The following is a 24,616-nucleotide window of genomic DNA, read 5'->3' as shown; positions in this document are numbered from 1 at the left end:
TTGGAGCGGCACACGAGGCTCGAACTCGTGACCTCGACCTTGGCAAGGTCGCGCTCTACCAACTGAGCTAGTGCCGCATTATTATTTAATTATCTGCGTTATTCAACATCTTGCGATGTTTACGCTGCTAACTAAGTAACTTTGGTTTTCTTTATCTTAGGGGCTATGCCCTCTCAACACGGACGCATTCTACAGAGATTATTAAACGCGTCAACACAAAAAATGCCACTTTTGAACTGTTTGATTATTTTTTATCTAAAACGGTGCGTTATTAGACGTTTACAATCAATTTTTGGTCAATTCACTCCATGCAGCCATTAAATATTGCACCATAGAGCTCAGTGTTAAATAGGTGGCTATATACAATAAAGCAAAACTTAAATAGATCATCCACGTATCGTATTGCCAAATTAGGCCAATAATCGCCAGCATTTGCGCCGCGGTTTTTATTTTGCCCATATTTGATACTGCAACGTTTCCACGTTTGCCTTGTTCGGCCATCCATTCACGTAATGCAGATATCACTATTTCACGGCTAATAATAATAAGGGCCGGAATCGTCATATACATAGACTGATAATGATCAGAGAGCGCAACAAGTGCAGCACACACCATAACCTTATCGGCTACAGGGTCTAAAAACGCACCAAAAGGCGTAGATTGCTCTAGCTTTCGTGCTAAATAGCCATCAAGTATATCGGTGATTGATGCAAGCCAAAAAATAAAAGCGGCAGCAAAAAACGCCCAGCTATAAGGCAAGTAAAATATCACCAAAAATATGGGGATAAGAAAAAGTCTAAAGGTTGTGAGTGTGTTTGGAATATTCCACATAACTACTTGGATATGTCTTTTTTTCTATATTCGCATGAAGGGCTAGCCCTTGTCATGCAAATGGTTAAATATCTTCTCAGCCATGTCAGGACTGATCCCAGGAACTTTCTTTAACTGTTCTATATTAGCAGCTTTTACCCCTTGCATGCCCCCTAAATATTTTAATAATGTTTGGCGGCGCTTAGAACCTACTCCGTTGATCTCTTCTAATAATGATTGCGTGCGCTGTTTTTGGCGCTTATTACGGTGCCCTGCAATAGCAAATCGGTGCGACTCATCGCGAATATGCTGGATTAAATGTAGTGCTGGCGCATCCGAATCCATAGGAATCGTTTTTCGCCCGCCATCAATTAATAAGGTTTCAAGGCCTGGCTTTCTGCTTGTGCCTTTTGCTACACCGACTAACAGCGGCATTTTAGCATGTGGCCACGTGGCAAAATACTGCTCTGCACGGCCTAGTTGCCCTTTACCACCGTCAATGAATATAACGTCAGGAATTTTGTCTTCATCTACTACTTTGTTGTAGCGTTTGTTCAGTGCAAACTCCATTGCCGCGTAATCATCACCGCCGGTTATACCCGTTACGTTGTAGCGTCTGTACTCTTTGTTATTTGGCCCTTGCGAATCAAATACTACACAACTGGCTACTGTGTTCTCCCCCATGGTATGGCTGATATCAAAACATTCCATTCTGTTTATATCATCTAAGCCTAGGGTCGCTTTTAATTGTGCATAACGTTTATTTATAGAGTCTTGCGTACTTTGTTTAACGGTAATGCTGTTTAATGCGTTTTTATTGGCAAGCTGAAGGTATTGTGCTCGCTCCCCGCGGGTAACCACTTTAAGCGATACTTTGCGCTCACTAATTTGCGTAAGAGCTTCACTTAATGCGCTACTTTCTTCAATCTCGAACGGTAAAATAATTTCTTTTGCTATGCGCCCTGTCGCACCAGGCGCTAAATAATATTGCCCTAAAAACGAAGTGAGTATTTCCTCTTGCCCCGAATCTTTAGGGACTTTTGGAAAATAGGTTTTACTGCCTAGCACTTTATGATCACGGATCATTAATAAATGAATCCCATTTAATCCATTTAAGTGCGCAAAACCTACCACATCCATTTCAGCAAAATTACCTGAAATAGACTGCTGCTCCTGCATTTTGCGCAGTAGCATAATTTGGTCACGCACTTTAGCTGCGAGCTCAAAGTTAAGGTCTTTACTCGCCGCTTCCATTTTTTTTATTAAATCGGCTATTACTTCGTGCGACTTACCTGTTAAAAACTTACGTACATAATCAACTTGTTCGCCGTACTCTTGCTCTGTCACTTTATTAACACACGGTGCTGAGCAGCGCTTTAGCTGATACTGTAAACACGGGCGGCTTCTGGCACGGTAATAGGCATCTTCGCACTGACGTACAGGAAATATTTTTTGCATTAAACGCAAACTTTCCGACACTGCGCCAGCACTTGGGAAAGGGCCAAAATACTCGCCTTTTACCTTGCGACTGCCTCTATGAAAGGCTAAACGCGGATGTTTATGACTGGTAAGTAATATATAGGGGTATGACTTATCATCACGTAATAAAATGTTATAACGCGGCTGATATTTTTTTATAAGGTTGTTTTCAAGCAGCAGGGCTTCGGTTTCGGTGTTTGTGAGTGTAACTTCAATATCGCAAATATTACTCACTAACACACGGGTTTTACTGTCGGTTAGATTAGATCTAAAGTAGCTATTTACCCGTTTTTTTAAGTTTTTAGCTTTACCGACATAAATAACTTGTTGTTCACTATCAAGCATACGGTATACACCCGGTTCACTTGATAGCGTTTTTAAAAATTGGGCGTGATCGAATTCAGACATAAATTAAAAAATTAATGAGATACGTCTATATCAATCATTTTATGGCGAATAGCCAAATGAGTAAGCTCAACGTCGCCCCCTACGTTTAATTTTTCAAACATACGGTAACGGTAGCTGTTCACTGTTTTTGAGCTTAAATTTAAGCGCTCGGCAATATCTTGAGCTTTTTCACCTTTGGTGATCATTAGCATAATTTGTAGCTCGCGCTCAGATAAGCTTTGAAAAGGGTTTTCATCGGTACGCCCTGTTACTTGCGCAAGGGCTATTTGTTGTGCAATTTCTGGGGCGATATAACGCTGGCCTGCATGAACAGAACGTATAGCACGAACCATTTCATCAGAGCCTGCACCTTTGGTTAAAAAGCCATGCGCGCCAATTTGCATCACTTTTGATGGAAACGGGTCTTCGCAATTAACCGTAAGCACAATAATTTTTACATCTGGGCAATAGCGACAAATCTTTTTAGTGGCCTCTAAGCCACCCATGCCAGGCATGTTCATATCCATTAATACAATATTAGGTGCGTGCTGGCGACAAAACTGTACCGCAGCCTCTCCATCTTTAGCTTCGCCTACCACTTTAAAACCACGTACATCATCTAATATACGTTTTATACCAGTTCGTACCAGCTCATGGTCATCAACTAAAAGCACATTAATCAATGTAATACCCTCATTAACCTAACAATACGCAACAAACAATCTAATTTGCCACATTACCACAGTTAAAGCGAAACAATAACTAATATTATTGCTTCGCTTTAGGTGTCCTCATCTTTTAGCATTATTTTACAACTGCTAAAAACCAGTACTTTAGTTTTTTATGACGCTGCTTTTTCGCTAAAACGGTCTACCCATAGAGCAATAATACCATCGCCTGTTACATTACACGCAGTACCAAAGCTATCTTGCGCAAGGTAAAGTGCAATCATAAGTGCAACAGCGCCTTCGTTAAAGCCAAGCATACTGGTTAATAAACCGAGCGCCGACATTACTGCTCCACCAGGTGCACCTGGCGCTGCAATCATTACTACCCCTAACATCATAATAAACGGTAGCATCCCCATTAAAGAAGGTACTTCCATGCTTGGCGATAAAAACATAACGGCCATCGCACACGTCACAATCGTAATGGTAGAACCCGATAAATGGATAGTAGCGCACAGTGGCACTGTAAAGTTTGCTACATCTTCTTTTACGTTATTTGCTTTGCTTGATTGCAAAGACACCGGAATGGTTGCCGCGCTCGACATTGTCCCCAGTGCTGTAAAGTAAGCAGGAAGCATATTTTTAACGAGCTCCAACGGGTTACGTTTAAGTAATATCCCCGTAGAAACATATAACACGGTTAGCCACAGCCAATGCATTACAAGTGCAGCAATAAGCACAACACCAAAGGTTTGCAGTGTATCGACCACGGTCCCTGCTACGGTCATTTCTGCAAATACACCTGCAATGTAAAATGGTAATGCCGGAATAATTACTTTAGATAATAAAGCATCGATGACATCGCGACCCTGATCAGACACTTTTTTAAGTGTTTCTAATTCAAGTTGGCTCATGCCAATACCAAACACAAATGCAGTCACAAGCGCTGTCATTACACCCATCAGCGGTGGAATTTCTAAATCAATAAAACTGCCAATTTCAGTGGCAACTTCGGCTTCAAACGTAATATTGCCACTTAGCAGTGGAATAACCGCACTCACTAATAAAAAGGCAAGCGTACCTGCAATTACAGTAGAGCTATAAGCAAAGCCAACAGTTTTACCTAATAAATGGCCAGACCCTTTAGGCAAGCCCGCAATGCCCGAAGCAATAAAAAATAAAATAATTAATGGGATGGTAAAAGAAATGAGTTGGCCAATAAGTTCTTTAACAGTAAATAAAAGCTCAACACCTGTGAGAGGCACATAAAGCCCGACCAAAATACCGGCCACAATACCGGCAATTAATTTTAAGATTAACTTCATTGTGATTGCTTAGTTGAATATAGATAGAGTGTTTTTAACATGTTTTAGGCGCATTGTGTGATAAAAGTATTCAAGTTATATTCATGTGCGCAAATAACACACAAAAACATCGCAATAATTAGCCTACTCTGAGCATTTTTTAACTACGTGGCGAAATTTACTCTTTAAATTTAAAAATGAGCCCGCATCTTTAATAACTAAAGCAACAATAATAACTAATTTTTATTTCGGCTGGTTATAAGCCCAATAGATATATGTTATAGCCAAACTTTACTTTAGTTTTTTTAAACTCGCAGTAAAGTGTATTTATATAGTTAATAGCAAAGGCTATTAACACATTGATCAGATTGTATCCAAAGGAACATTATGTCTACTATTTTTGAAGATAACTCACTAAGCATTGGTAATACACCACTGGTAAAACTTAATCGCGTAACAGGCGGAAACGTTTACGCTAAAGTAGAATCGCGTAATCCTAGCTTTAGTATTAAATGTCGTATTGGTGCATCAATGATTTGGGAAGCTGAAAAATCAGGTCAGCTTGTTGAAGGTAAAGAACTAATTGAACCTACATCGGGTAATACAGGTATTGCCCTTGCATTTGTTGCAGCAGCACGTGGTTACAAATTAACACTTACCATGCCAAATACAATGAGCCTAGAGCGCCGCAAACTATTAAAAGCATTAGGCGCTAACTTAGTGCTTACAGATGGCGCTAAAGGTATGAATGGCGCAATTGAAAAAGCAAAAGAAATTCAAGCAACAGATCCAGAAAAATACATTTTATTACAACAGTTTGAAAACCCAGCTAACCCTAAAATTCACTTTGAAACAACCGGCCCAGAAATTTTTGAAGCGCTTGATGGTAAAGTAGACTTTTTTGTAGCAGGCGTAGGCACTGGCGGTACTATTACAGGTGTTAGCCGTTACCTTAAAAACGAAAAAGACCTAGATGTTAAAGCGATTGCAGTTGAGCCAACTAACTCACCTGTTATTAGCCAAACGCTTGCAGGCGAAGAAGTAAAACCAGGTCCACATAAAATTCAAGGTATTGGCGCAGGGTTTATTCCTGGTAACCTTGATTTAAGTGTGATTGATGGTGCTGAGCAAGTATCAAACGAAGATGCTATTGCAATGGCTCATGAGCTAATGAAAAAAGAAGGTATTTTAGTGGGTATTTCATCAGGCGCAGCTGTTGTTGCCGCTAAACGCCTTGCTGAAAAGCCAGAAAACGCTGATAAAAATATTGTGGTGATTTTACCAAGTGCCACAGAGCGTTACCTGTCTAGCCCAATGTTTGCTGAAGAATTTAGCGAGCAAGAATTAGTACAGTAAACTTCTCTCCTTGAGATACTTAAAAGGATGCTTATGGCATCCTTTTTTATTATTTATGATTCAATTTTCTATTTATTCCCCAGTGCTGCTTTACATCTTGTTTAATTAACCACACACTTTAAAAAAACTAATTAAAAACATTCAACATGAAAAAAATAACAGCTTATTTAAGTTTTATCGTATGCTTATTTTTAGCCGCCTGTGGCGATAGCGTACAAACGCTGGGCGACTCACCGGGCGATACAGCCACCGCTTACTTTGATGCATTGTATAATCAAAAAGATTTACAAAAAGCCAGCACAATGGCCACCCCTAACCTCAGCCGAATTATGAAATCCTATGGTACTGCTAAACAATTTGCCCGAAACTTAGTAAACCTGCAATACGATGAAGTAGTAATTGAAGTCGATATGACCAACATGAGCGTACGCGAACAATATGGCGATAACGCCAAAATAAACCTCATTTTTACAGGCTACTTTAATGGCGATAAAGTCGATGATATGCGCAGCGTTAAAATGCTTCGTAAAAAAGGGAAATGGTATATAGATAAAATAGTTGCAGACCCTTACGCACGCTAACTTATACACCACAAAAAAGGCCTTACATATGTAAGGCCTTTTTACGTTTAGCGCTTATCTTAAGCGTTATAATTCACCGGGTTTAAAGTTATCAACGGCAATTGCTTGTTTTCTTAGTTTATTGGTATGGTGCATTGCATCGGCATCTGCTTGCGCAAGGAGCTCATTCTCTAGTGCGTAATTTATTGCGCCTTCTATGTCGAGCGTTGCAGGGACCTTACCACTGCGTTGCCAGTGTTTTAACTCTTTAAACTGTGTTTGCATATCGTGCATAGCTAAAAATGCATTTTCCATCACGCCCGTGCCCGCATTTTCATCTACATAACATAAGTGCGTTAAACGGTTTCTAAACACCCCAGGTTGCGTCATATGCTCGCAAATACTTTGGGCTGTTTCATCACTTGGCTTGCGGTAGTGATTCCCCAGCGGAAACACAATGCGTTTAAGTAAAAAGTTAACCACCGGATTTGAAAAGTTTTTGAAAAAACCATCAAACGCTTGGCCTATCTCATAAAGAGAATTTTCAATAGCGTATTTCACAAAAGGTAAATCAGCCTGTTGGCGCCCTTCATCTTCAAAGCGTTTTAATACAGTAGACGCTAAATATAAATGGCTAAGCACATCACCTAAACGCGCCGAAATCATTTCTTTACGCTTTAGCTCGCCACCAAGTACCAACATGGCTACATCTGTAGTAAAAGCAAGCCCTCGGCTCATTCTGCTTAGCTGTTTGTAATACACAGCGGTTGCACCGCACACGGGCGCTTTTGCCAAACAGCTTCGCGTAAGACCATGCACAAAAGCCATGCCGGCATTACTGGCAGCAAATAAAATGTGCTTCATCAATAAACTATCAAATCGATCAAGTGCTGCATCGTCGTCTTCCATTGCGGCAGCTTCCATTTCTTTTAACACAAACGGATGACAACGCGTGGCACCTTGACCAAAAATCATTAAGTTACGGGTTAAAATGTTTGCCCCTTCAACAGTAATCGATACCGGGATCCCCATATAACCATGGGCTAAATAGTTATTAGGCCCAACTTGAATACCTTTACCAGAGTGAATGTCCATTGCATCGTTCATTACCGTACGCCCCATTTCGGTCATATGGTATTTTGCAATGGCGGTAACAACCGATGGGCTAAGTTTTAAATCTATTGCGCCTGCGGTCATTAAACGCGCAGACTCTAATGTATACGTTAACCCGCCAATACGCGCTAAGGCTTCTTGTACACCTTCAAATTGGCCAATTGATACACCAAACTGTTGGCGTACCACAGAGTAGGCAGAGGTCATTTTAGAGGCTAAATGCCCTGTTGCGGTGCTTAGTGCAGGTAAAGAAATACCGCGCCCAGCACTTAAACACTCAACCAACATGCGCCAGCCTCGTCCTGCGCCCTGCTCACCGCCAATAATCCAATCTAGCGGAATAAAAACATCTTTACCGTAGGTAGTTCCGTTCATGAATGCCATGTTTAATGGATAATGGCGCTCACCCGTTTCTACCCCTTCGTGATCTGTAGGAATTAGCGCACAGGTAATACCTAGCTCTTTTTCATCGCCTAATAACCCATCTGGGTCATACATTTTAAAGGCAAGGCCGAGTACGGTTGCCACCGGCGCAAGCGTAATATAACGCTTAGACCAATTTAAACGCAGGCCTATAACTTCTTCACCATTATGCTGCCCTTTACACACTACGCCAGAGTCGGGAATACTGCCCGCATCAGAGCCAGCTTCTGGGCCGGTAAGTGCAAAACACGGCACATCTTTACCACTTGCAAGGCTTGGTAGCCAACGGTCTTGTTGCTCTTTTGTACCATAATGCAGTAACAGCTCGCCTGGGCCTAAGCTATTAGGCACCATAACAGTAACCGCCGCAGTTAAGCTTTTTGTGGCAATTTTTGACACTATGGTTGAATTAGCAATGGCAGAGAACTCACGTCCACCAAATTTTTCAGGAATGATCAGCGCAAAAAAGCCCTCTGTTTTTAAGTAATCCCAGACTTCTTTTGGTAGGTCTTTGTCTTTTTGTACAATTTGGTAATCATCTAGCATTGCCAGTAGCGTGTTCACCTGATTATCCATAAAGTCATTTTCTTTATCGCTAAGCTCAGGCCTTGGAAAGTTATGCAGTTTTTGCCAATCTGGATTACCACTAAATAGCTCACCATCCCACCATACATCGCCGGCTTCCATTGCCTCTCGCTCAGTTTGCGAGAGCGGCGGAAGTACCTTTTTAAACATTTTAAACGTAGGACGGCTGATCAGGTTGAGGCGAATATCTTTGACTGCAAAAATAACCACCACCACGACCAGCAATATTATAAATACTGACATGAGCACATTCCTTTTACATTGAATGAAAATAGTAACTTAATTATGACCCATCTTAGTTTAAATACAATCATTGCGCGATGCACCACACGCCTTAACGTATTAATTTTATTGTTTTAAACATCGCTGCTATTATCACTTTCTTAATAACAATAAACCAAAGGAATACAATGAACACGCCACGCTTTAAATTAAGTATGAGCGCCCTCATAGTCGCAAGTACATTAGCACTAACCGCCTGCGAAGCAGAAATAGCCATAGACACTAGTGATTCAGCACAGACCGAGAAGCCCCTTACAAAACAAGATGCCAATGCATTTATTGCCAAAGCCGAGCAAGAGCTAAGCGAGCTTTACCTAGAATCGAGCCGCGCTGAGTGGATTTACGCAAATTTTATAACGCACGACACCTCGGCGTTATCTGCCGAGGTTAATCGTAAAATGACCGAGTCGGTCGTACGTTTAGCCAATCAGGCAGCCCAATTTGACGACTTAGCGCTTGATTACGATGCACGCCGCAAGCTTAATAAACTTAAACTTGCGCTTACTTTACCCGCTCCTCAGGACGCTGAAAAAACAGCCCAACTTTCAACTATTGTGGCAGAGCTAGGTGGTTTATACGGTAAAGGTAAATACTGTAAAGACGATGGCAGCTGTTTAAGCCTTGGTGATATGACCGCAAAAATGGCCACCAGCCGTGATTACAACGAGCTACTTGATTTATGGCAAGGGTGGCGTCAAATTTCAAAGCCAATGCGCCCACTTTACGAGCAGCAAGTAACCCTTACAAACGAAGGGGCTAAAGAGCTAGGTTATGCTGATACCGGCGCAATGTGGCGCAGCAAGTACGATATGCCAGCCGATGACTTTACAACCGAGCTTGACCGCATTTGGGGGCAAGTAAAGCCACTTTATAACTCACTGCATTGCCATGTACGCGCTAAATTAGGCGAAAAATACGGCACCGACAAAGTAGCCCAAGATGAGCCTATTCCTGCGCATTTATTAGGAAACATGTGGGCGCAAGCGTGGGGTAACATTTACGATGTAGTCGCGCCAGAAAACGCCGATCCGGGTTACGATGTTACCGAGCTATTAGCTAAAAATAATTACGACGAGCTAAAAATGGTTAAAGGTGCTGAAACCTTTTTTACCTCAATGGGGTTTGAGCCATTGCCAGAGACCTTTTACGAGCGTTCGTTATTTGTAAAACCAAAAGACAGAGACGTACAGTGTCATGCCTCTGCTTGGAATATAGATAGCAAAGACGACTTACGCATTAAAATGTGTATTCAACGCACCGGCGAAGAATTTTCTGTTATTCACCATGAGCTAGGCCACAACTTTTATCAGCGCGCTTATAATAAACAGCCTTTATTTTATCAAGAAAGTGCCAACGATGGTTTTCACGAAGCCATTGGCGACACCATTGCTTTATCGGTTACACCCGGTTACTTAAAAGAGATTGGTTTACTTGATCAAGTACCTGATGAGTCAAAAGACATTGGCTTACTAATGAAAATGGCGCTAGATAAAGTCGCCTTTGTGCCCTTTAGCTTAATGGTTGATCAATGGCGCTGGCAGGTATTTTCGGGCCAAGTAAAGCCACAAGATTATAATAAAGCGTGGTGGGAGCTACGTGAAAAATACCAAGGTGTGAAAGCGCCTATTGCACGTAGCGAAGATGACTTTGATCCAGGTGCTAAATACCACGTACCAGGCAACACTCCTTATACACGTTACTTTTTAGCGCATATTTTACAGTTTGAATTTCACCGTAGCTTATGTGAAATAGCCGGTAACGATAAAGCCATTCACCGCTGCTCTATTTATAATTCAAAAGAAGCAGGAGATAAGCTAAACGCAATGCTGGAAATGGGCTCTTCTCGTCCATGGCAAGAAGCCCTTGAAACCATTACTGGCAAGCCGCAAATGGATGCAACCGCTATGCTTGATTACTTTGCACCGCTGCAACGCTATTTAGATGAGCAGAACAAAGACCGTAATTGCGGCTGGTAAAACTTTTGCCACGGTTAATTTAAGTTAAAAACAACAAAGCCCGCTACAGTAGCGGGCTTTTTGTTCAGTAACTAACTTTTGGTTAAATTAGAACTGTAAGCTTACATTTGCAAAGTAAACATCGTAATCAGAATCATCCCAGTTATTACCGTAACCTGCTTCTAAACCAACATTGTTATTGAAAAAGTGTTGAGCACCAAAAGCGTAGTCATCGTTCTTGTTAACTGTAACAAACACTGATGTTGCTTTACTGAAATAGTAGTTAGATGCTAATTCCCAGCTACTAGAACCGCCATCAACATCTTCAAATTTACCTTCAACAGTTAAGTAGTTACCTTGCTGTAAATCAACAAAGTACTTAGCTGCTACTGCACGGTAATCAAACTCGTCATCTGCTGTTACTGTAAAGCCGATATAATCAGTGCTGTTTAATTCGTGGTTATATGCTAGGTCAAACACAAACTGATTGTCAGCATCTTCAACATCTACAAACGTTGCTTTTAATACAAGGTTTGGATTAAAGAAGTAACCAGCTGAAAGTTCAATTACATCCGTGCTTGAGCCAAAATCACTATCGAAGTTATTGTACTGTGCACCTAGTACAAAATCTTGTACAAAATACTCACCGCCAATGCTAGTAACGTCTAAAAAATCATTATCACTGTATGCACCATAAACATTTGTTTGCTTATTGATGTACTCAAATTGATCATAAGGACCTAACGTCGCTTTTGGAGAAAAGTAATAAGTTGAGTCAACACTTACCGTGTCATCTCCATCAATGTCCATGTATCCTACGTGGCTGATAGATTGGTAAGTATCTGCTGCCATTGCAGTGGTTGCAGCGCTTGATAATAAAATACTCGAAATGATAACGGCTAATTTTTTCATTTTAAATTCCCTATAAATGTTATTTTCTATGCTTGGGCCGTGTAGCCAAAGTCGGGCCGCATCCTAACAATAAATAATGAACAAAAAATGAATGAGAGAACAAACTAAACACAATATCAACAACTTAAATTGTTAATCATTCCGTACAAATGTAAATATAAAGCACACCTTAAATCTACAGTAGAATTATATCTCAGTATTTAAACTTCAAAAGTAATAAATAAGGTACAAACTGTCGCTAAATTGAATACAACTTAACTATTCGATAAACCTCATCAATATAACTATCCCTCATTATATTTTTCTCATTTTTCAAAAAAATTATTATTTTTAATTTAAAAGATGCTATTTAGATGAGCAGAACAAAGACCGTAATTGCGGCTGGTAAAAATTCACCTCGGTTAATTTAAGTTAAAAACAACAAAGCCCGCTACAGTAGCGGGCTTTTTATGCTTTTAATTAAGTACAGGGCTTAATTAAAACTGAAAACGCATGTTTGCAAAGTATGCATCGTTATCAGAGTCATCTGCATTGTTCTCGTAACCTACTTTAAGACCAATGTTTTTATTGATGAAGTGCTGAGCACCAAAGCTGTATGTATCTTGCTTGTTGTAGTTAGCAAATACCGAGGTTGCTTTTGAGAAGTAGTAGTTAGTTTCTGCTACCCACTGGTTTTCTGCATCTTCAATGCTCTCGTATTTACCTTCAAACGTTAAAAAGTTACCTTGCTGTAAGTCAATAAAGTACTTAGCTGCAACAGCGCGGTAATCAAAGTCGTCATCAGATGTAAGTGTTATACCTACGTAGTCTGTGCTGTTTAGCATGTGATTGTATGCTAAATCAAACAAAGCAAAGTCATCGCCGTCTTTGTTTTCAACAAGCGTTACTTTTGCTAATAAATCAGGGTTAAAGAAGTAGCCACCAGTTAGCTTGTAAAGCTCACCGTTAGAACCCGAATCTGGGTCAAGGTTTTCGTAAGATGCGCCAACAACAAATTCATTAATAAAGTATTCGCCACCAATGTTAGTAACATCGCCAAAGTCGTCATCAGCATAACCGCCGTAAACGTTAGTTTGTTTATTAATGTACTCAAACTGATCGTACGGACCTAATGTTTTTTTAGGAGATAGGTAATAAATAGAGTCTACAGCAACGGTGTCGTTGTTATCGCTATCTTTGTAGCTTAAATTACTGATTGAATTGTAGCTGTCTGCAGCAGCCGCAGTGCTAGATAATAAAATGCTTGAAATAATAACTGCTAATTTTTTCATTGTAAGACTTCCCTTTGTGCATTGCTTTTTATGCTTTAGCTCATTGACTAAAGTGGGGACATGCTAACGCTGAGAAACTGAATGAAAACTTAATTAAGCAGTTGTATTTATTAAGTTAATTGTAAGTAGGTGTAAGAAACTGTAAATTTAAAGTAGTTGCAACATATAGTCAACAACTACTTAAAACATGTTCAGCAAACTAAAGCGCATGCTGACTTATTACACGATAAACTTCGTTAATATTATCGCCCGATTTAAACTCTTTACTAATAGGCGTTGGGTCTGAGCCAATCCAAATTTTAAGCTCGGCATCTAAATCAAAGTGCCCTGCACTTTCTTTACTAAACTTAGTAATTTTAGAATAAGCAATACTCACCATTTCCATTTTAGAGCCGGTCATACCTTGCTTATCAATTAAAATTAAACGCTTATTAGTAAAAATAAACATATCGCGAATCACCTTATAGGCTTTTTCTACTTGTTCGCCATCTATTAGGGTATTAGCAAGTACTTTTTCTAAATCAGAATCATCTACTTCGCTTGCATTTCCCATTAAACCACTGAGTAGTCCCATTATACTTTCTCCTGTGTAAATATTTGATTTTCTAAGGTGTGACCATTTACTAACTGCCTATATTGCCAGTTTTGTTGATGGCAAAAGTTTAATAAAGCAATATCAAGTGGCTCACCGGTTGGCTGGTACTCAATCACGTATTCTTTATGTTGGCTCATATACACGCGGTTTACACCTGATAACGCCTGCAGTTGTTGTTCCACATTTTGATACGCCTCGTTGAGCATTAAGGTATAAAAGTGAGTATGCGTATTGTTGTCTTTTGTTTGGTGCTCGCTCAAAATGCCCTTATCTAGGTGAAGCACTTGGGAGCATAATCGCTCAAGTTCGGTTAAATCGTGCGAACTTAAAATAAAGGTGGCTTCATCGCTTAAGCTCGATACCAGCTCTCGCACCTCCCTGGCATGAATAGGGTCAAGCCCTGCTGTGGCTTCATCAAGCATCACTATTTTCGGCGAGCCAATCAGCGCTTGCGCTATCGTTACCCGTTTGCGCATACCGTGAGATAAATCGCCTGCACGCTGTTTAGCGACTTCTTTTAAGCCAACCAAATCAAGTACGCGCAGCGCTTCATTGTGGCTTTGTTTAGCACCCATGCTTTGAAGCTTGCCATAAAACGCCAGTTGCTTATCTATATTAAAACGCGGATCTAACTGCGCATCTTGCGGTAATGCACTCACTTGGTTGAACAACGCGGCACTACCAGGCTTATGCCCTAAAATACTGAGCTCACCGTGGCTTGGGTTAATATAGCCGCACAATAAACTAAATAATGTGGTTTTACCGGCGCCATTAGGGCCCACTAACGCCACAGGTGCGCCTTTTTGAATTTCAAAGCTTACGTTGTTAAGTGCTTGCTTTGCGCCATACGATTTACTCAAGCCGCTGGCTTTTATTAATACGCTCATAGCGAACTCCTTGTAAATATTCGATGCGCAATCGCTATAAATACAGCGCTTTGAATAAGCGGCACACCTAAGGCACTCAATAAAGGTAGGTTTTGCCCAGCTAAAAGTTCAGAATTAACCCCTGGGAAAAGGTAATCGAGCGCATTTAGAGCCGGTACTTGCCACGCCAATATACCCACAATAATGCCGCCACCAGCAAAATATAAAATGGCTAATACAATTGCTAAACGCGACGAGCGAGCAAACGTGTTAATCAAACTCATTAATGCTACAAACGGGCTAAGTACCACCACCATTATTATAAATATAGAAACCGCACGGCTTAACCCACCCATTAATAGGCTAGGCTCTCTGTAACCAAGTACGCCAAGGGTTGCCACTAGGGTAATAGCTAATAAACACGCTAACACGCCAAGCTGACCTAAAAAACGGCCAAATAAAATTTCAAACCGTGTAGAGCGCAATGATAAAAACCGTAATGTGCCGCGCTCTCTATCGCCAACGGTTTGATCGCTTGATATAAAAATAGCAAACAGCGGAAAGCTATACAAAGCGACTAGCCAGTACATAGCAAATTCGGCCTCAGGCCAATCAAGCAACTTACTTAAACCAATACTGCCTGAAATATCGCGTGCCATTTGTTCAAAATTGGGCGCACTAATAATGCTGACGGCTTGGCCTATCGGGTAGCGTAAAATAAGTAACCAAACAAGGGCAAAGGCGGCCATTGCAATTAAGCCGCGCTTGGTTAAAAACATACGTACTAGCTCAAAACCCGCTATTTGGGTTAATCGCCCTATGTTCACTGATGATGTTGCCATTGGCTTTCCTTAATGACGTTGCTCATGCTTTAAAATAAAGCGTAATGTAACAACAGTAAGTGTAAACACCTTGAATTACCAGCAAAAAAAAGCTCACCATAAGTGAGCTTTGTAACAAACCGTTTAAATGTAACAGGCCAAACTTTGTTTATTTAGCCTATTTTTATAAATGCTGTTGGTATACCTCAAGCGCTTGGCTTAAGTCATTAATTAAATCATCAATGTCTTCAAGGCCAATATGCAAGCGAATAACAGGGCCTAAATCCCAACCGGTGTTCGAACGTAAACCTTTCATGGTTAAATTGGCGGTGACTAAACTTTCAAAGCCGCCCCACGAAAAGCCCATTTTAATGTGCTCAAGGCTATCTAAAAACGCATCAATGGCTTTTTGGTTACCAGTTTTCATTACAAATGAAAACAATCCATTGCTGCCATCAAAGTCGCGCTTAAAAAATTCATGCCCAGGGCAGCTTTCAAATGCAGGATGGCGAATATGATCAACTAACTCATGTTGCTCAAGCCATTTTGCCACCTCTATAGCCGCCTTTTCGTGCTGATTTAAACGCACTGCCATAGTACGTAAGCCTCTAAGCGCTAAATAGGCATCATCTGCGCTGGTGCATTGCCCTAATAAGTACGACTGCTCACGTAGGGTTGGCCAGTACTTTTTATTTGCCACTGCTACACCCATCATTACATCAGAGTGGCCAACAATGTACTTAGTTGCTGCTTGAATACTAATATCTACACCGTGTTCAAGTGGGCGGTAATGCAAGCCATTGCCGTAGGTGTTATCAAGCATGGTCATAATATTATGCTCATTGGCTACTTTAACCATGGCAGGTACATCTTGTATTTCCATGGTTATAGAGCCAGGCGATTCTAAAAACAGCACTTTTGTGTTTGGCTGAATATACGCCTCAATACCTGCGCCAATTGTAGGTGGGTAATAAGTGGTGGTAACACCTAGCCCCGCTAAAATTTTATCGCAAAAATCACGCGTAGGTTCATACACGTTATCAACCATTAAAATATGATCGCCCGCCTTTACAAACGACAATAACGCTTGGCTTATTGCCGCAGCGCCGCATGGGTAAAGTGCGCAGCCTTCGCCGCCTTCAAGCTCGGTTATCGCCTCTTGCAGTGCAAAATGTGTAGTTGTGCCACGGCGGCCATAAAATAATGTTTTATCTCCGCGGGTTTTAGCGGCTTCTTTTAATTCGGCCACGCTGTCAAATACAATTGTAGAAGCGCGCTGTACTACGGGGTTTACCACACCATGGGTGTAGGCTTTTTTACGCCCCGTTGATACTAACTGGGTATTTTTATTTTTGCTTGTCGACATTACCAATCCTTAAACCTTATTAGAAAGCCATTGTTCAATTAAAAAACGCGAAATTGAATCGACCCGAGGGAGTTTATAATGATCGCCTTCATCGCCCATATTGCCAAACGCCTTAACTTCTTCGCGCGTAAACCATTTGGCATCGTCTAATTCGTCTTTATCTACGTTTATTTGCTCAGTTTTAGCCTGAGCAATAAAACCCAACATAATAGATGAAGGAAATGGCCAAGGTTGTGAGGCAATATAACGTACATTATCAACGTCAATGCCTGCTTCTTCTTTAACTTCGCGCGCTACAGCTTGCTCTAGTGTTTCACCTGGATCTACAAAGCCTGCCAATGATGAATACATACCTTGTTGCCATATTGCTTGGCGACCCAATAAACAACGCTCTATTCCATCTTCAAATACTTTAGTAACCACCATAATTACTGCAGGGTCAGTGCGTGGAAATGTAGGGTGCTTGCAGTGCTCGTTTTCACATAGGCGTGAATGCCCTGCTTCTATTAATGTATTTTTACTGCCACAACGCCCACAAAAACTATGCGTTGCATGCCAATAACATAAGCCACGTGCAAGTGCGGCTATAGAGCCATCTTGTATATCAACGTGAGGGCCATATTGGCGTATATCAAAAAACTGTGCGTCGCCTATAACGCGCTTGAGTTCGTCATCGTGTATGGCTGAAACATCTAACGCAAACACACCCTGTTGCTCAGTATTTGAGCCTAAGTAAATAGCGTTTGATAAATCTAAATGGGCAATTTGCTGATACGTTAAGTAGCACACTTGAGCTGCGTCTTTATAAAACAAAGTGTGGTTATTATTCACCAAAAGCCACTTACTTTGTGCCGACATTTGCGCGTTTAACCACGCCGCGTTTTTACGAAAATTAGACCCGCGGTCTAATGGCATGTCGCTGTAATAAAGCATGTGAGTCCTCAATAACATGGTATGGCGTAAAATTACCATAACCGCTGAGTAAACCCAATTTATTACAGCAATAAAAAAAGCCTATACTAGCTATATAGGCTCTTTATTAAAAACTCTCATGTTGCAGGCACTTAGCCGCTATATTTTATGCTTTAGAGTAGCAAGCTATCATCAATTAAATGAAACTGTTCTGCACTTTGTTTTAGCACCTCAGCGGTTAACTTATCGGCGCCGTACACATCGCACGGTACATTGTATTGATTTTTTAAATGCCCTAGCAATAACGCAAAGTCGCCATCACCAGAGAGCAAAATAACTTTATCGAGGTTTTTGCCTTGCTCTAGCATATCTATCGTTATGCCTACATCCCAATCCCCTTTTGCGCTGCCGTCGCGGCGCTGAATAAACGGCTTTAGTTTTACCTCAAAGCCAATAGCACGCAAAATATTTTGAAACTGGTTTTGTTTTTCATCACCGCGGTGAATGGCATACGCAAATGCACAATCTATAGAATACTGCTGCTTCATGTGCGCCCAAAATGCATTGTAATCAAAGTTTTTACGGTAACTTTCGCGGCACGTGTAATAAATGTTTTGTACATCAACAAAAATACCTACACGTGGCTTACTGATTTGCTGATCGTTTTGTAAAGTCATTTGTTTCCTTAAGTGCTCACAGCTCAGCGCAGCTGAAATAAAACGCCATTAACGAGTGAACCTTGCAATTTTGTTTTAAGTAACCTAAATTGGTTACTTAACTAAATGTAACCAAATTTGGTTACCTGATTCTATGTAACTGCATTAAGTTACTTTTTGGATTTTTATGATTGGTGTGATCAGCGGCGATATAATTAAATCGCAAAAAATACCTAAGCAGCAATACGATGCCATGCTTTATCAGCTAGAGCAAAGTTTGCGTGCAATTAGTGATAATACATCCCTGTGGACCATATACCGAGGTGATGCTTTTCAGTTACAAATAAATCAAAGCGAGCAGTTAATTAAAACCGCTATTATCATTTATTTGCATTTAAAGTCGGCAGGTTACGAGCTACGCCAAAGTATGGCCTTAGGTGAGGTAGACAACCCACGCAGCGATATAAAAACAGCCACCGGCTCGGCCTTTGTGCTCTCAGGGCAAGGCCTTGATAAAATAGCCAACCAACGCTTTACCTTACAGGTAGCAAAGCACACCCTAGATGAGGGCTTTAGCCTTAACCTTGCCTTTATTGATACCTTGCTTAGCAAAATAACGCAAAAACAAGCCAATGCACTTTACGTGTATTTAACCCAGGCCGATAACAGCCATGCAGCACTGGCAAAAGAGCTTAACACCAGTCGCGAAAATGTCACTAAATTGCTTAATTTAGCAAATTATCAGCTTATAGAGCGATTTATAGTACACGCTAAACAGGTCATAACAACGATTACAAAAGGAAGTGAGTAATGGGGTTTTCGTTATTATTAGTGACATTAATTATAGGCCACCTAGTCAGTGACTTTTTTTTACAACCAATGAGCTGGGTAAACGATAGAAACACCCACCACTTTAAAGCTAAAAAGCTCTACCTGCATGTATTAGTACACGGTGTGGTTAGCGCCGTTATTTTAGCGCTTTGGGAATATAGCTATGGCTGGCAACAACTAAGCACCGTGTTACTTTCAGCCGCTGCAATTATGCTTAGCCACTATCTAATAGATATTGCTAAGTCGTATTCAAATAAAGGGGTTGTGCCCTTTTTACTCGACCAAATCGCGCATATAGCCGTAATAATAGCGCTGTGTATTTATATAACTGATAACCAAAGTTTAATCGCGTACGTAAGCGCACTTGCCATAAACCCTAAAGTACTGTGGGTTGTATGCGGATATTTAATTATATTAAGCCCAAGTGCCGTATTTATAAGAATGATGCTTGAAAGGCTCACCGCTAACTTTTCAAGTGAGGGCAGCTTACCGTTGGCCGGACAAAGCATTGGCATGATAGAGCGAGTACTTATGCTGAGCTTTATATTACTTGATCAATTTGCTGGGCTTGGCTTTTTGCTAGCTGCCAAGTCGGTATTTAGGTTTGGCGATTTAAGTGCCAGTAAAGATAAAAAGCTCACCGAGTACGTTATGCTAGGCACCTTACTAAGCGTTAGCGTCACCTTGTTTGTAGGATTAGGCGTTAATTCGTTGATCAGGTAAGTATAAATTACAGAAAATAAAAAACGCGCTACTTCTATTAAAAAGGTAGCGCGTTTTTTGTATTGGCATTTAATTAAAGGCCAATACAATCTTTAATAATGATTAATCATTATTTGGGCGACGACGGCGCTGGCCATTACCACCTACCGATTGGCGCTTTGCCCATGGGCTTTGTGCGTTGTCATCGGTTTTGGCTGCTGGTTTTTTAGAACCACCACGACGAGGGCCTGTACCGCTTCCCCCATTGTTTGGTTTTTTGCTGTTCGGCTTATCAGACTTAGGCTTGTTAAACGGCTGCTTTGCTTTTTTAGGCTTTTTAGGTTTAATTGGGCGAGCATCTAATGCGCGCTCAGGTACTGGGCTAGTTGGTTCAAATCCAGGCTCTTCAGCGCGAGGGATTAGCTCACCAATAAAACGTTCAATACCGTATAAATCAGCGGCGTCATCGGCTGTTACAAACGAAATAGCATGCCCTGATGCACCAGCACGGCCTGTACGGCCAATACGGTGAACGTAATCTTCGTATACGTTTGGTAAGTCGTAGTTAACCACATGCGGAAGCTCAACAATATCAAGACCACGTGCCACAATATCAGTCGCTACAAGTACGCGTACTTCACCACTTTTAAAGCCATCAAGCGCTTTAACACGAGCGCCTTGTGATTTATTACCATGAATAGCGGCGCCTACTATGTCGTCGCGCTCAAGCTGTTTAACTAAACGGTTTGCTCCGTGCTTGGTACGGCTAAACACTAATACTTGTTGCCAATCGTTGCTACGAATTAAATGGCTAAGTAATGCGGTTTTACGCGATTTATCAACAGCGTAAACGCTTTGCGTTACGCTTTTAGCAGTGGTGTTTTTTGCCGCAACTGATATTTCAACAGGGTCGTTAATTAACCCTTTTGCTAATGCACGTATATCATCTGAAAACGTTGCCGAAAACATTAAGTTTTGGCGTTTAGGCGGCATTTTAGCAATCAGGCGTTTAATGTCGTGAACAAAGCCCATATCAAGCATGCGGTCGGCTTCATCAAGTACCAGCACTTCAACATTATCAAACTTAACCGCGTTTTGATTATGTAAATCGATTAAACGCCCAGGCGTGGCCACTAAAATATCAACCCCTTTACGAAGGCGCTGCATTTGTGGGTTTATTTTTACGCCGCCGTACACTACAAACGAACTTACATCAGAGTGTTTAGCGTATTCTTCAACGTTTTCGCTTACCTGCAAAGCCAGCTCACGCGTAGGCGCTAAAATAAGGGCACGTACGTGGTTACTTTTTGCTTTACTGCCTTTAGATAACAGCTCAATTAGCGGTAACGTAAAACCAGCGGTTTTACCTGTGCCTGTTTGTGCAGCCGCCATTACATCGCGACGTTCAATAATTGCAGGAATTGCTTGAGCCTGAATAGGCGTTGGCGTTTCATAGCCCTTTTCTAAAACCGCGTTAACTAAAGACTGTGATAAACCTAAACCATCAAAACTCATAAAATCTCTCAATAAAATAAAGGCCAAACCGGCCAAGGGCGCATTATACGCAACTAACTTAGAAATGCATGGAAATATTCACTTAGCAAATTAAGTGCTAACCTTAGAGTAGCTAATAACAATACAAATCAACGCTATGACATTAAAAACTAAAGCAAACCAAATAACACTTAAGCAATGCCTAGAAAGTATAGATTCAAAGCGTATTGAAGACACACAAACCTTACTAACCCTGTTTGAAAAAGTCACAGGGGCAAAGCCTGTTGTATGGGGTAAAGATATTATAGGGTTTGACCAATACAGCTATAGGTACGACTCCGGCCGCACAGGTGAATGGCCAATCACAGGGTTTTCACCACGCAAAACTAAGCTTTCTATTTATATTATGCCTGGCTTTGTTCACCCCAAAATAGCGGCATTATTAAATAAGCTTGGTAAACATAGCCTAGGTAAAAGCTGTTTGTACGTGACAAAATTGGAAAATATCGATTTAGCTATACTTGAGCAAATAATTGCTGAGTCGGTTTTAATAATGAAACAAACTTACCCTAAAAATTAATACCAATCCGCTTAATTAAGTGATCTATTTTGAGAATAGATAAACGTGTTGATAGCTAGACAATAAATTCGTTATTTAGTTGTTCTCGGCAATTGCTCCTGCATTACTCTACCTTCTGCATCCATATAGTCATAAATGAGAATTTTTTAACGCAGATAGCGACACGTTTAGCCCCTAAAAATGATTCAACATTATTGCGGATTGGTATAACCTTGCTTAAAAACAACAAAAGCGGCTAAAAGCCGCTTTTGGTTTATATTTAACTCAATAAATATAACGTTATTTAACACCTAGCTCGCGTAAACGCTCTTGTAGGTAGCTGTCTGCCGTGTAACGCTCAGAAAGCACAACATCAGGGCGTGGGTGTAAAAACAGCGGTAAAGAAATACGCGACTTAGTCGACGCTTTACCCGTTGGGTTAATTACACGGTGAATAGTCGATGGGAAGTACCCGCCCGACGCTTCTTGTAACATGTCACCAATATTAATAATTAAGCTACCAAAGTCACATGGCACATCTAACCAACCGCCATCAGTTTTTTGAACTTGCAGGCCTGGCTCGTTCGATGCAGGTAACACAGTTAATAAGTTAATGTCACCATGGGCCGCAGCGCGAATTGCACCTGGCTCTTCATCACCTGTCATTGGCGGGTAATGTAAAATACGTAACAATGTTTGCTCAGAATCAGCAATCATGTCTTTTAAATCGATAGAAAACTTAGCACGTACATCGGCTGGTGCCTCTGCTTGAACCCAGCTTAAAAGCGTTGCTGCAAATTCGTTAGCTAAGCGGTAGTACTCACGCACGTCGGCTTCAAGCTCTGCAGGCACGCGACCTTTAGGGTAAACATGAAAGTACTCTTTAATGTCTTTTACTGTAAAGCCTTTAGCTACCTCAGATACAGAAGGCGGGAAATAACCGTCTTGCGTTTCTTTAGAAAATAAAAAGTCGTGCTTTTGCTCTGAATTAAAAAAGTCTTGCCATTTTTCGTAAATAGACTCAACTAAAGATTGCGGGATTGGGTGATTTTTTAATACACCAAAACCGGTGTTTCTTAACGATTCAACAAAGTGAGCAGCCGCATCGGGAGCTTTATAATCAACAGTAGGTAATTGCATTGTACGTTCCAGTGAATAGGTTGTTAGAAGTGAGCTGCTTTAAAATATAACTAATTAGCCAATATAAAGTAGCAAAACCTTCATTATAGCGCTGTGCGAGGATAGACAAACCACCCAAAAAACATAAGGACAAATGTCCTCACGATGAAATAGTAAACAGTTTACTTGATCAAGATCAAAGCATAATAAACATTGAAATTACACTAGTTAGTGCTTATATCTTATCTATTATTGTAACGTATTTTAATGAAACACTAAGGCTCTTCTATGCGACAAAAAGTATCTTTTAAAAGCGGCGATTTAGAACTTGCAGGCCAGCTTGAACGCCCAGCCGGCGATGTAAAGTTTTATGCTTTATTTGCACACTGCTTTACCTGTGGCAAAGATATTGCTGCCGCTACGCGCATAAGCCGCGCCCTTACCCAACAGGGTATTGCCGTACTGCGCTTTGACTTTACCGGCCTTGGCAATAGCGACGGCGACTTTGCAAACAGTAACTTCTCATCAAATATTCAAGATTTAGTGGCCGCAGCCGATCACCTGCGTACTTACTTTGATGCGCCGCAGTTATTAATTGGCCACAGCTTAGGCGGCGCTGCCGTACTGGCTGCTGCAGAGCATATTCCTGAGGTATCGGCTATTACAACAATTGGCGCTCCTTCAGATGCGCAACACGTTGCACATAACTTTGAAGCCCATTTAGACGAAATAAACGCCGCAGGTGAAGCTAAAGTTAGCTTAGCTGGGCGCGAATTTACCATAAAAAAACAATTTGTAGAGGACATAGCAAAGTACGACCGTAGCCATATAGGTAAATTAAAACGCGCACTTTTAGTTATGCACTCCCCTGTTGATGCCACGGTTAATATTTCAGAAGCCGAGAAAATTTATGCATCAGCCAAACACCCAAAAAGTTTTATTAGCCTCGATAACGCCGACCACTTACTGAGTAATAAAAACGATGCCGAGTACGCTGCTACGCTAATTGCTAATTGGGCAAACCGCTACGTTAAATATGAGCAAAGCAACTACAGCGCAAAATTAGAAAACGGCAAAGTACTGGTTGAAGAAAAAGATCATATATTTACTCAGCACGTAAGTACTAAAGATCATACATGGCTTGCCGATGAGCCATTAAAAGTAGGTGGCAGTAATTTAGGCCCCGATCCTTACGACCATATACTCGCAGGCCTAGGCGCGTGTACCTCAATGACACTGCGTATGTATGCAACCTTAAAAAAGCTGCCGCTTGATCATATAAAAGTAGAGCTTGAACACACCCGCGACTATTACAAAGATTGCGACAACGGCGAATGCACCCAAAACCTAGAGGCCATTACCCGTAAAATTACCCTACGCGGCGACTTAACCGAAGCACAGCGCCAACGCCTGCTAGAAATAGCCGACAAATGCCCTGTGCATAAAACCCTGCATAACAGCCCAATTGTAGTAAGTGAATTAGTTGAGTAACTAAAACAAAAATAGCGCAGCTGTGGCTGCGCTATTTTAGATGTTCAATAAAGCAATCTCACAATCTGAGATAAAATATAGAGGTTGAATAATAGGTAC

General features: G+C 41.1%; 22 protein-coding genes and 1 tRNA gene. 7 read left to right on the top strand and 16 right to left on the bottom strand.

From position 1 onward, the window contains the following. Position 1: 1 nt before the first annotated feature. From OIZ54_RS14000 to OIZ54_RS13980, 5 genes are all read right to left on the bottom strand, one after another. Positions 2-77, bottom strand: a tRNA-Gly gene (locus tag OIZ54_RS14000). Between the two features lie 208 nt (positions 78-285). Further along, positions 286-831 carry a CDP-diacylglycerol--glycerol-3-phosphate 3-phosphatidyltransferase gene (gene pgsA / locus OIZ54_RS13995; protein WP_024033647.1) on the bottom strand — a complete coding sequence of 182 codons (546 nt, stop codon included), beginning with the start codon at positions 829-831 and terminating at the stop codon, positions 286-288. 42 nt (positions 832-873) lie between these two features. Beyond that, a complete protein-coding gene (uvrC, locus tag OIZ54_RS13990) occupies positions 874-2,697 on the bottom strand; it encodes an excinuclease ABC subunit UvrC (protein ID WP_154945842.1) in 1,824 nt (607 codons plus the stop codon). An 11-nt stretch (positions 2,698-2,708) separates the two neighbouring features. Beyond that, the gene (uvrY, locus tag OIZ54_RS13985; RefSeq protein WP_004589511.1) at positions 2,709-3,359 is read right to left on the bottom strand and encodes a UvrY/SirA/GacA family response regulator transcription factor; all 651 of its coding nucleotides are present in this window, start codon (positions 3,357-3,359) and stop codon (positions 2,709-2,711) included. 158 nt (positions 3,360-3,517) lie between these two features. Continuing rightward, a complete protein-coding gene (locus OIZ54_RS13980; RefSeq protein ID WP_024033649.1) occupies positions 3,518-4,669 on the bottom strand; it encodes a dicarboxylate/amino acid:cation symporter in 1,152 nt (383 codons plus the stop codon). Positions 4,670-5,035: 366 nt separating this feature from the next. Between OIZ54_RS13980 and cysK the strand changes: the two genes are divergently transcribed. Next, positions 5,036-6,004 (top strand): cysteine synthase A, encoded by a 969-nt coding sequence (gene cysK, locus OIZ54_RS13975; protein ID WP_154945841.1) that lies wholly within the window; start codon positions 5,036-5,038, stop codon positions 6,002-6,004. 146 nt (positions 6,005-6,150) lie between these two features. Next, positions 6,151-6,585 carry a hypothetical protein gene (locus tag OIZ54_RS13970; protein ID WP_029773124.1) on the top strand — a complete coding sequence of 145 codons (435 nt, stop codon included), beginning with the start codon at positions 6,151-6,153 and terminating at the stop codon, positions 6,583-6,585. Between the two features lie 66 nt (positions 6,586-6,651). Here OIZ54_RS13970 and OIZ54_RS13965 read toward each other — a convergent pair whose 3' ends face one another. Further along, positions 6,652-8,928 carry an acyl-CoA dehydrogenase gene (locus OIZ54_RS13965; protein ID WP_264390636.1) on the bottom strand — a complete coding sequence of 759 codons (2,277 nt, stop codon included), beginning with the start codon at positions 8,926-8,928 and terminating at the stop codon, positions 6,652-6,654. 167 nt (positions 8,929-9,095) lie between these two features. Here OIZ54_RS13965 and OIZ54_RS13960 point away from each other — a divergent pair, with 167 nt between their 5' ends. Then, positions 9,096-10,943 carry a M2 family metallopeptidase gene (locus tag OIZ54_RS13960; RefSeq protein WP_264390635.1) on the top strand — a complete coding sequence of 616 codons (1,848 nt, stop codon included), beginning with the start codon at positions 9,096-9,098 and terminating at the stop codon, positions 10,941-10,943. Positions 10,944-11,030: 87 nt separating this feature from the next. Here OIZ54_RS13960 and OIZ54_RS13955 read toward each other — a convergent pair whose 3' ends face one another. From OIZ54_RS13955 to OIZ54_RS13920, 8 genes are all read right to left on the bottom strand, one after another. After that, the gene (locus tag OIZ54_RS13955) at positions 11,031-11,834 is read right to left on the bottom strand and encodes a putative porin (RefSeq protein ID WP_264390634.1); all 804 of its coding nucleotides are present in this window, start codon (positions 11,832-11,834) and stop codon (positions 11,031-11,033) included. Between the two features lie 476 nt (positions 11,835-12,310). Continuing rightward, positions 12,311-13,105 carry a putative porin gene (locus OIZ54_RS13950; RefSeq protein ID WP_264390633.1) on the bottom strand — a complete coding sequence of 265 codons (795 nt, stop codon included), beginning with the start codon at positions 13,103-13,105 and terminating at the stop codon, positions 12,311-12,313. A gap of 199 nt (positions 13,106-13,304) precedes the next feature. Next, positions 13,305-13,679 carry a PH domain-containing protein gene (locus tag OIZ54_RS13945; protein WP_004589518.1) on the bottom strand — a complete coding sequence of 125 codons (375 nt, stop codon included), beginning with the start codon at positions 13,677-13,679 and terminating at the stop codon, positions 13,305-13,307. Beyond that, the gene (locus OIZ54_RS13940; RefSeq protein WP_264390632.1) at positions 13,679-14,587 is read right to left on the bottom strand and encodes an ABC transporter ATP-binding protein; all 909 of its coding nucleotides are present in this window, start codon (positions 14,585-14,587) and stop codon (positions 13,679-13,681) included. Before OIZ54_RS13940 ends, OIZ54_RS13945 begins: the two co-directional genes overlap by 1 nt. After that, positions 14,584-15,408, bottom strand: coding sequence for an ABC transporter permease (locus OIZ54_RS13935; protein ID WP_264390631.1), 825 nt, complete (start codon positions 15,406-15,408; stop codon positions 14,584-14,586). Before OIZ54_RS13935 ends, OIZ54_RS13940 begins: the two co-directional genes overlap by 4 nt. Positions 15,409-15,571: 163 nt before the next feature. Continuing rightward, positions 15,572-16,753 (bottom strand): cystathionine beta-lyase, encoded by a 1,182-nt coding sequence (locus tag OIZ54_RS13930; RefSeq protein WP_138686097.1) that lies wholly within the window; start codon positions 16,751-16,753, stop codon positions 15,572-15,574. A gap of 9 nt (positions 16,754-16,762) precedes the next feature. Further along, on the bottom strand, positions 16,763-17,686 hold the full coding sequence (gene nudC, locus OIZ54_RS13925; RefSeq protein ID WP_264390630.1) for an NAD(+) diphosphatase: 924 nt from the start codon (positions 17,684-17,686) through the stop codon (positions 16,763-16,765). Positions 17,687-17,838: 152 nt separating this feature from the next. After that, complete coding sequence (locus tag OIZ54_RS13920; protein WP_004589523.1) at positions 17,839-18,342, bottom strand: NYN domain-containing protein; 504 nt, start codon at positions 18,340-18,342, stop codon at positions 17,839-17,841. Between the two features lie 166 nt (positions 18,343-18,508). Here OIZ54_RS13920 and OIZ54_RS13915 point away from each other — a divergent pair, with 166 nt between their 5' ends. Both OIZ54_RS13915 and OIZ54_RS13910 read left to right on the top strand, forming a co-directional pair. Next, entirely contained in the window at positions 18,509-19,132 is a 624-nt protein-coding gene (locus OIZ54_RS13915; RefSeq protein WP_264390629.1) for a hypothetical protein, read from the top strand. Next, positions 19,132-19,875 carry a DUF3307 domain-containing protein gene (locus OIZ54_RS13910; RefSeq protein WP_154945834.1) on the top strand — a complete coding sequence of 248 codons (744 nt, stop codon included), beginning with the start codon at positions 19,132-19,134 and terminating at the stop codon, positions 19,873-19,875. Before OIZ54_RS13915 ends, OIZ54_RS13910 begins: the two co-directional genes overlap by 1 nt. A 102-nt stretch (positions 19,876-19,977) precedes the next feature. On the opposite strand, the gene OIZ54_RS13905 is transcribed toward OIZ54_RS13910, so the two are convergent. Then, entirely contained in the window at positions 19,978-21,369 is a 1,392-nt protein-coding gene (locus OIZ54_RS13905; RefSeq protein ID WP_264390628.1) for a DEAD/DEAH box helicase, read from the bottom strand. A 136-nt stretch (positions 21,370-21,505) separates the two neighbouring features. On the opposite strand from OIZ54_RS13905, the gene OIZ54_RS13900 reads away from it, so the two are divergent. Then, positions 21,506-21,928: a DUF1801 domain-containing protein gene (locus OIZ54_RS13900; RefSeq protein ID WP_264390627.1), complete on the top strand. Its 423-nt coding sequence runs from the start codon at positions 21,506-21,508 to the stop codon at positions 21,926-21,928. Between the two features lie 279 nt (positions 21,929-22,207). Here the strand turns inward: OIZ54_RS13900 and OIZ54_RS13895 are convergent, their stop codons facing one another. Further along, entirely contained in the window at positions 22,208-23,047 is an 840-nt protein-coding gene (locus tag OIZ54_RS13895; protein ID WP_004589526.1) for an isopenicillin N synthase family dioxygenase, read from the bottom strand. Positions 23,048-23,314: 267 nt separating this feature from the next. On the opposite strand from OIZ54_RS13895, the gene OIZ54_RS13890 reads away from it, so the two are divergent. After that, positions 23,315-24,517, top strand: coding sequence for a bifunctional alpha/beta hydrolase/OsmC family protein (locus OIZ54_RS13890; RefSeq protein WP_064386443.1), 1,203 nt, complete (start codon positions 23,315-23,317; stop codon positions 24,515-24,517). Positions 24,518-24,616 lie beyond the last annotated feature (99 nt).

The sequence above is a fragment of the Pseudoalteromonas sp. A3 genome (genome assembly GCF_025942345.1).
Lineage (GTDB): Bacteria > Pseudomonadota > Gammaproteobacteria > Enterobacterales > Alteromonadaceae > Pseudoalteromonas > Pseudoalteromonas atlantica.
This window is presented reverse-complemented; position numbering and strand designations above follow the sequence as displayed.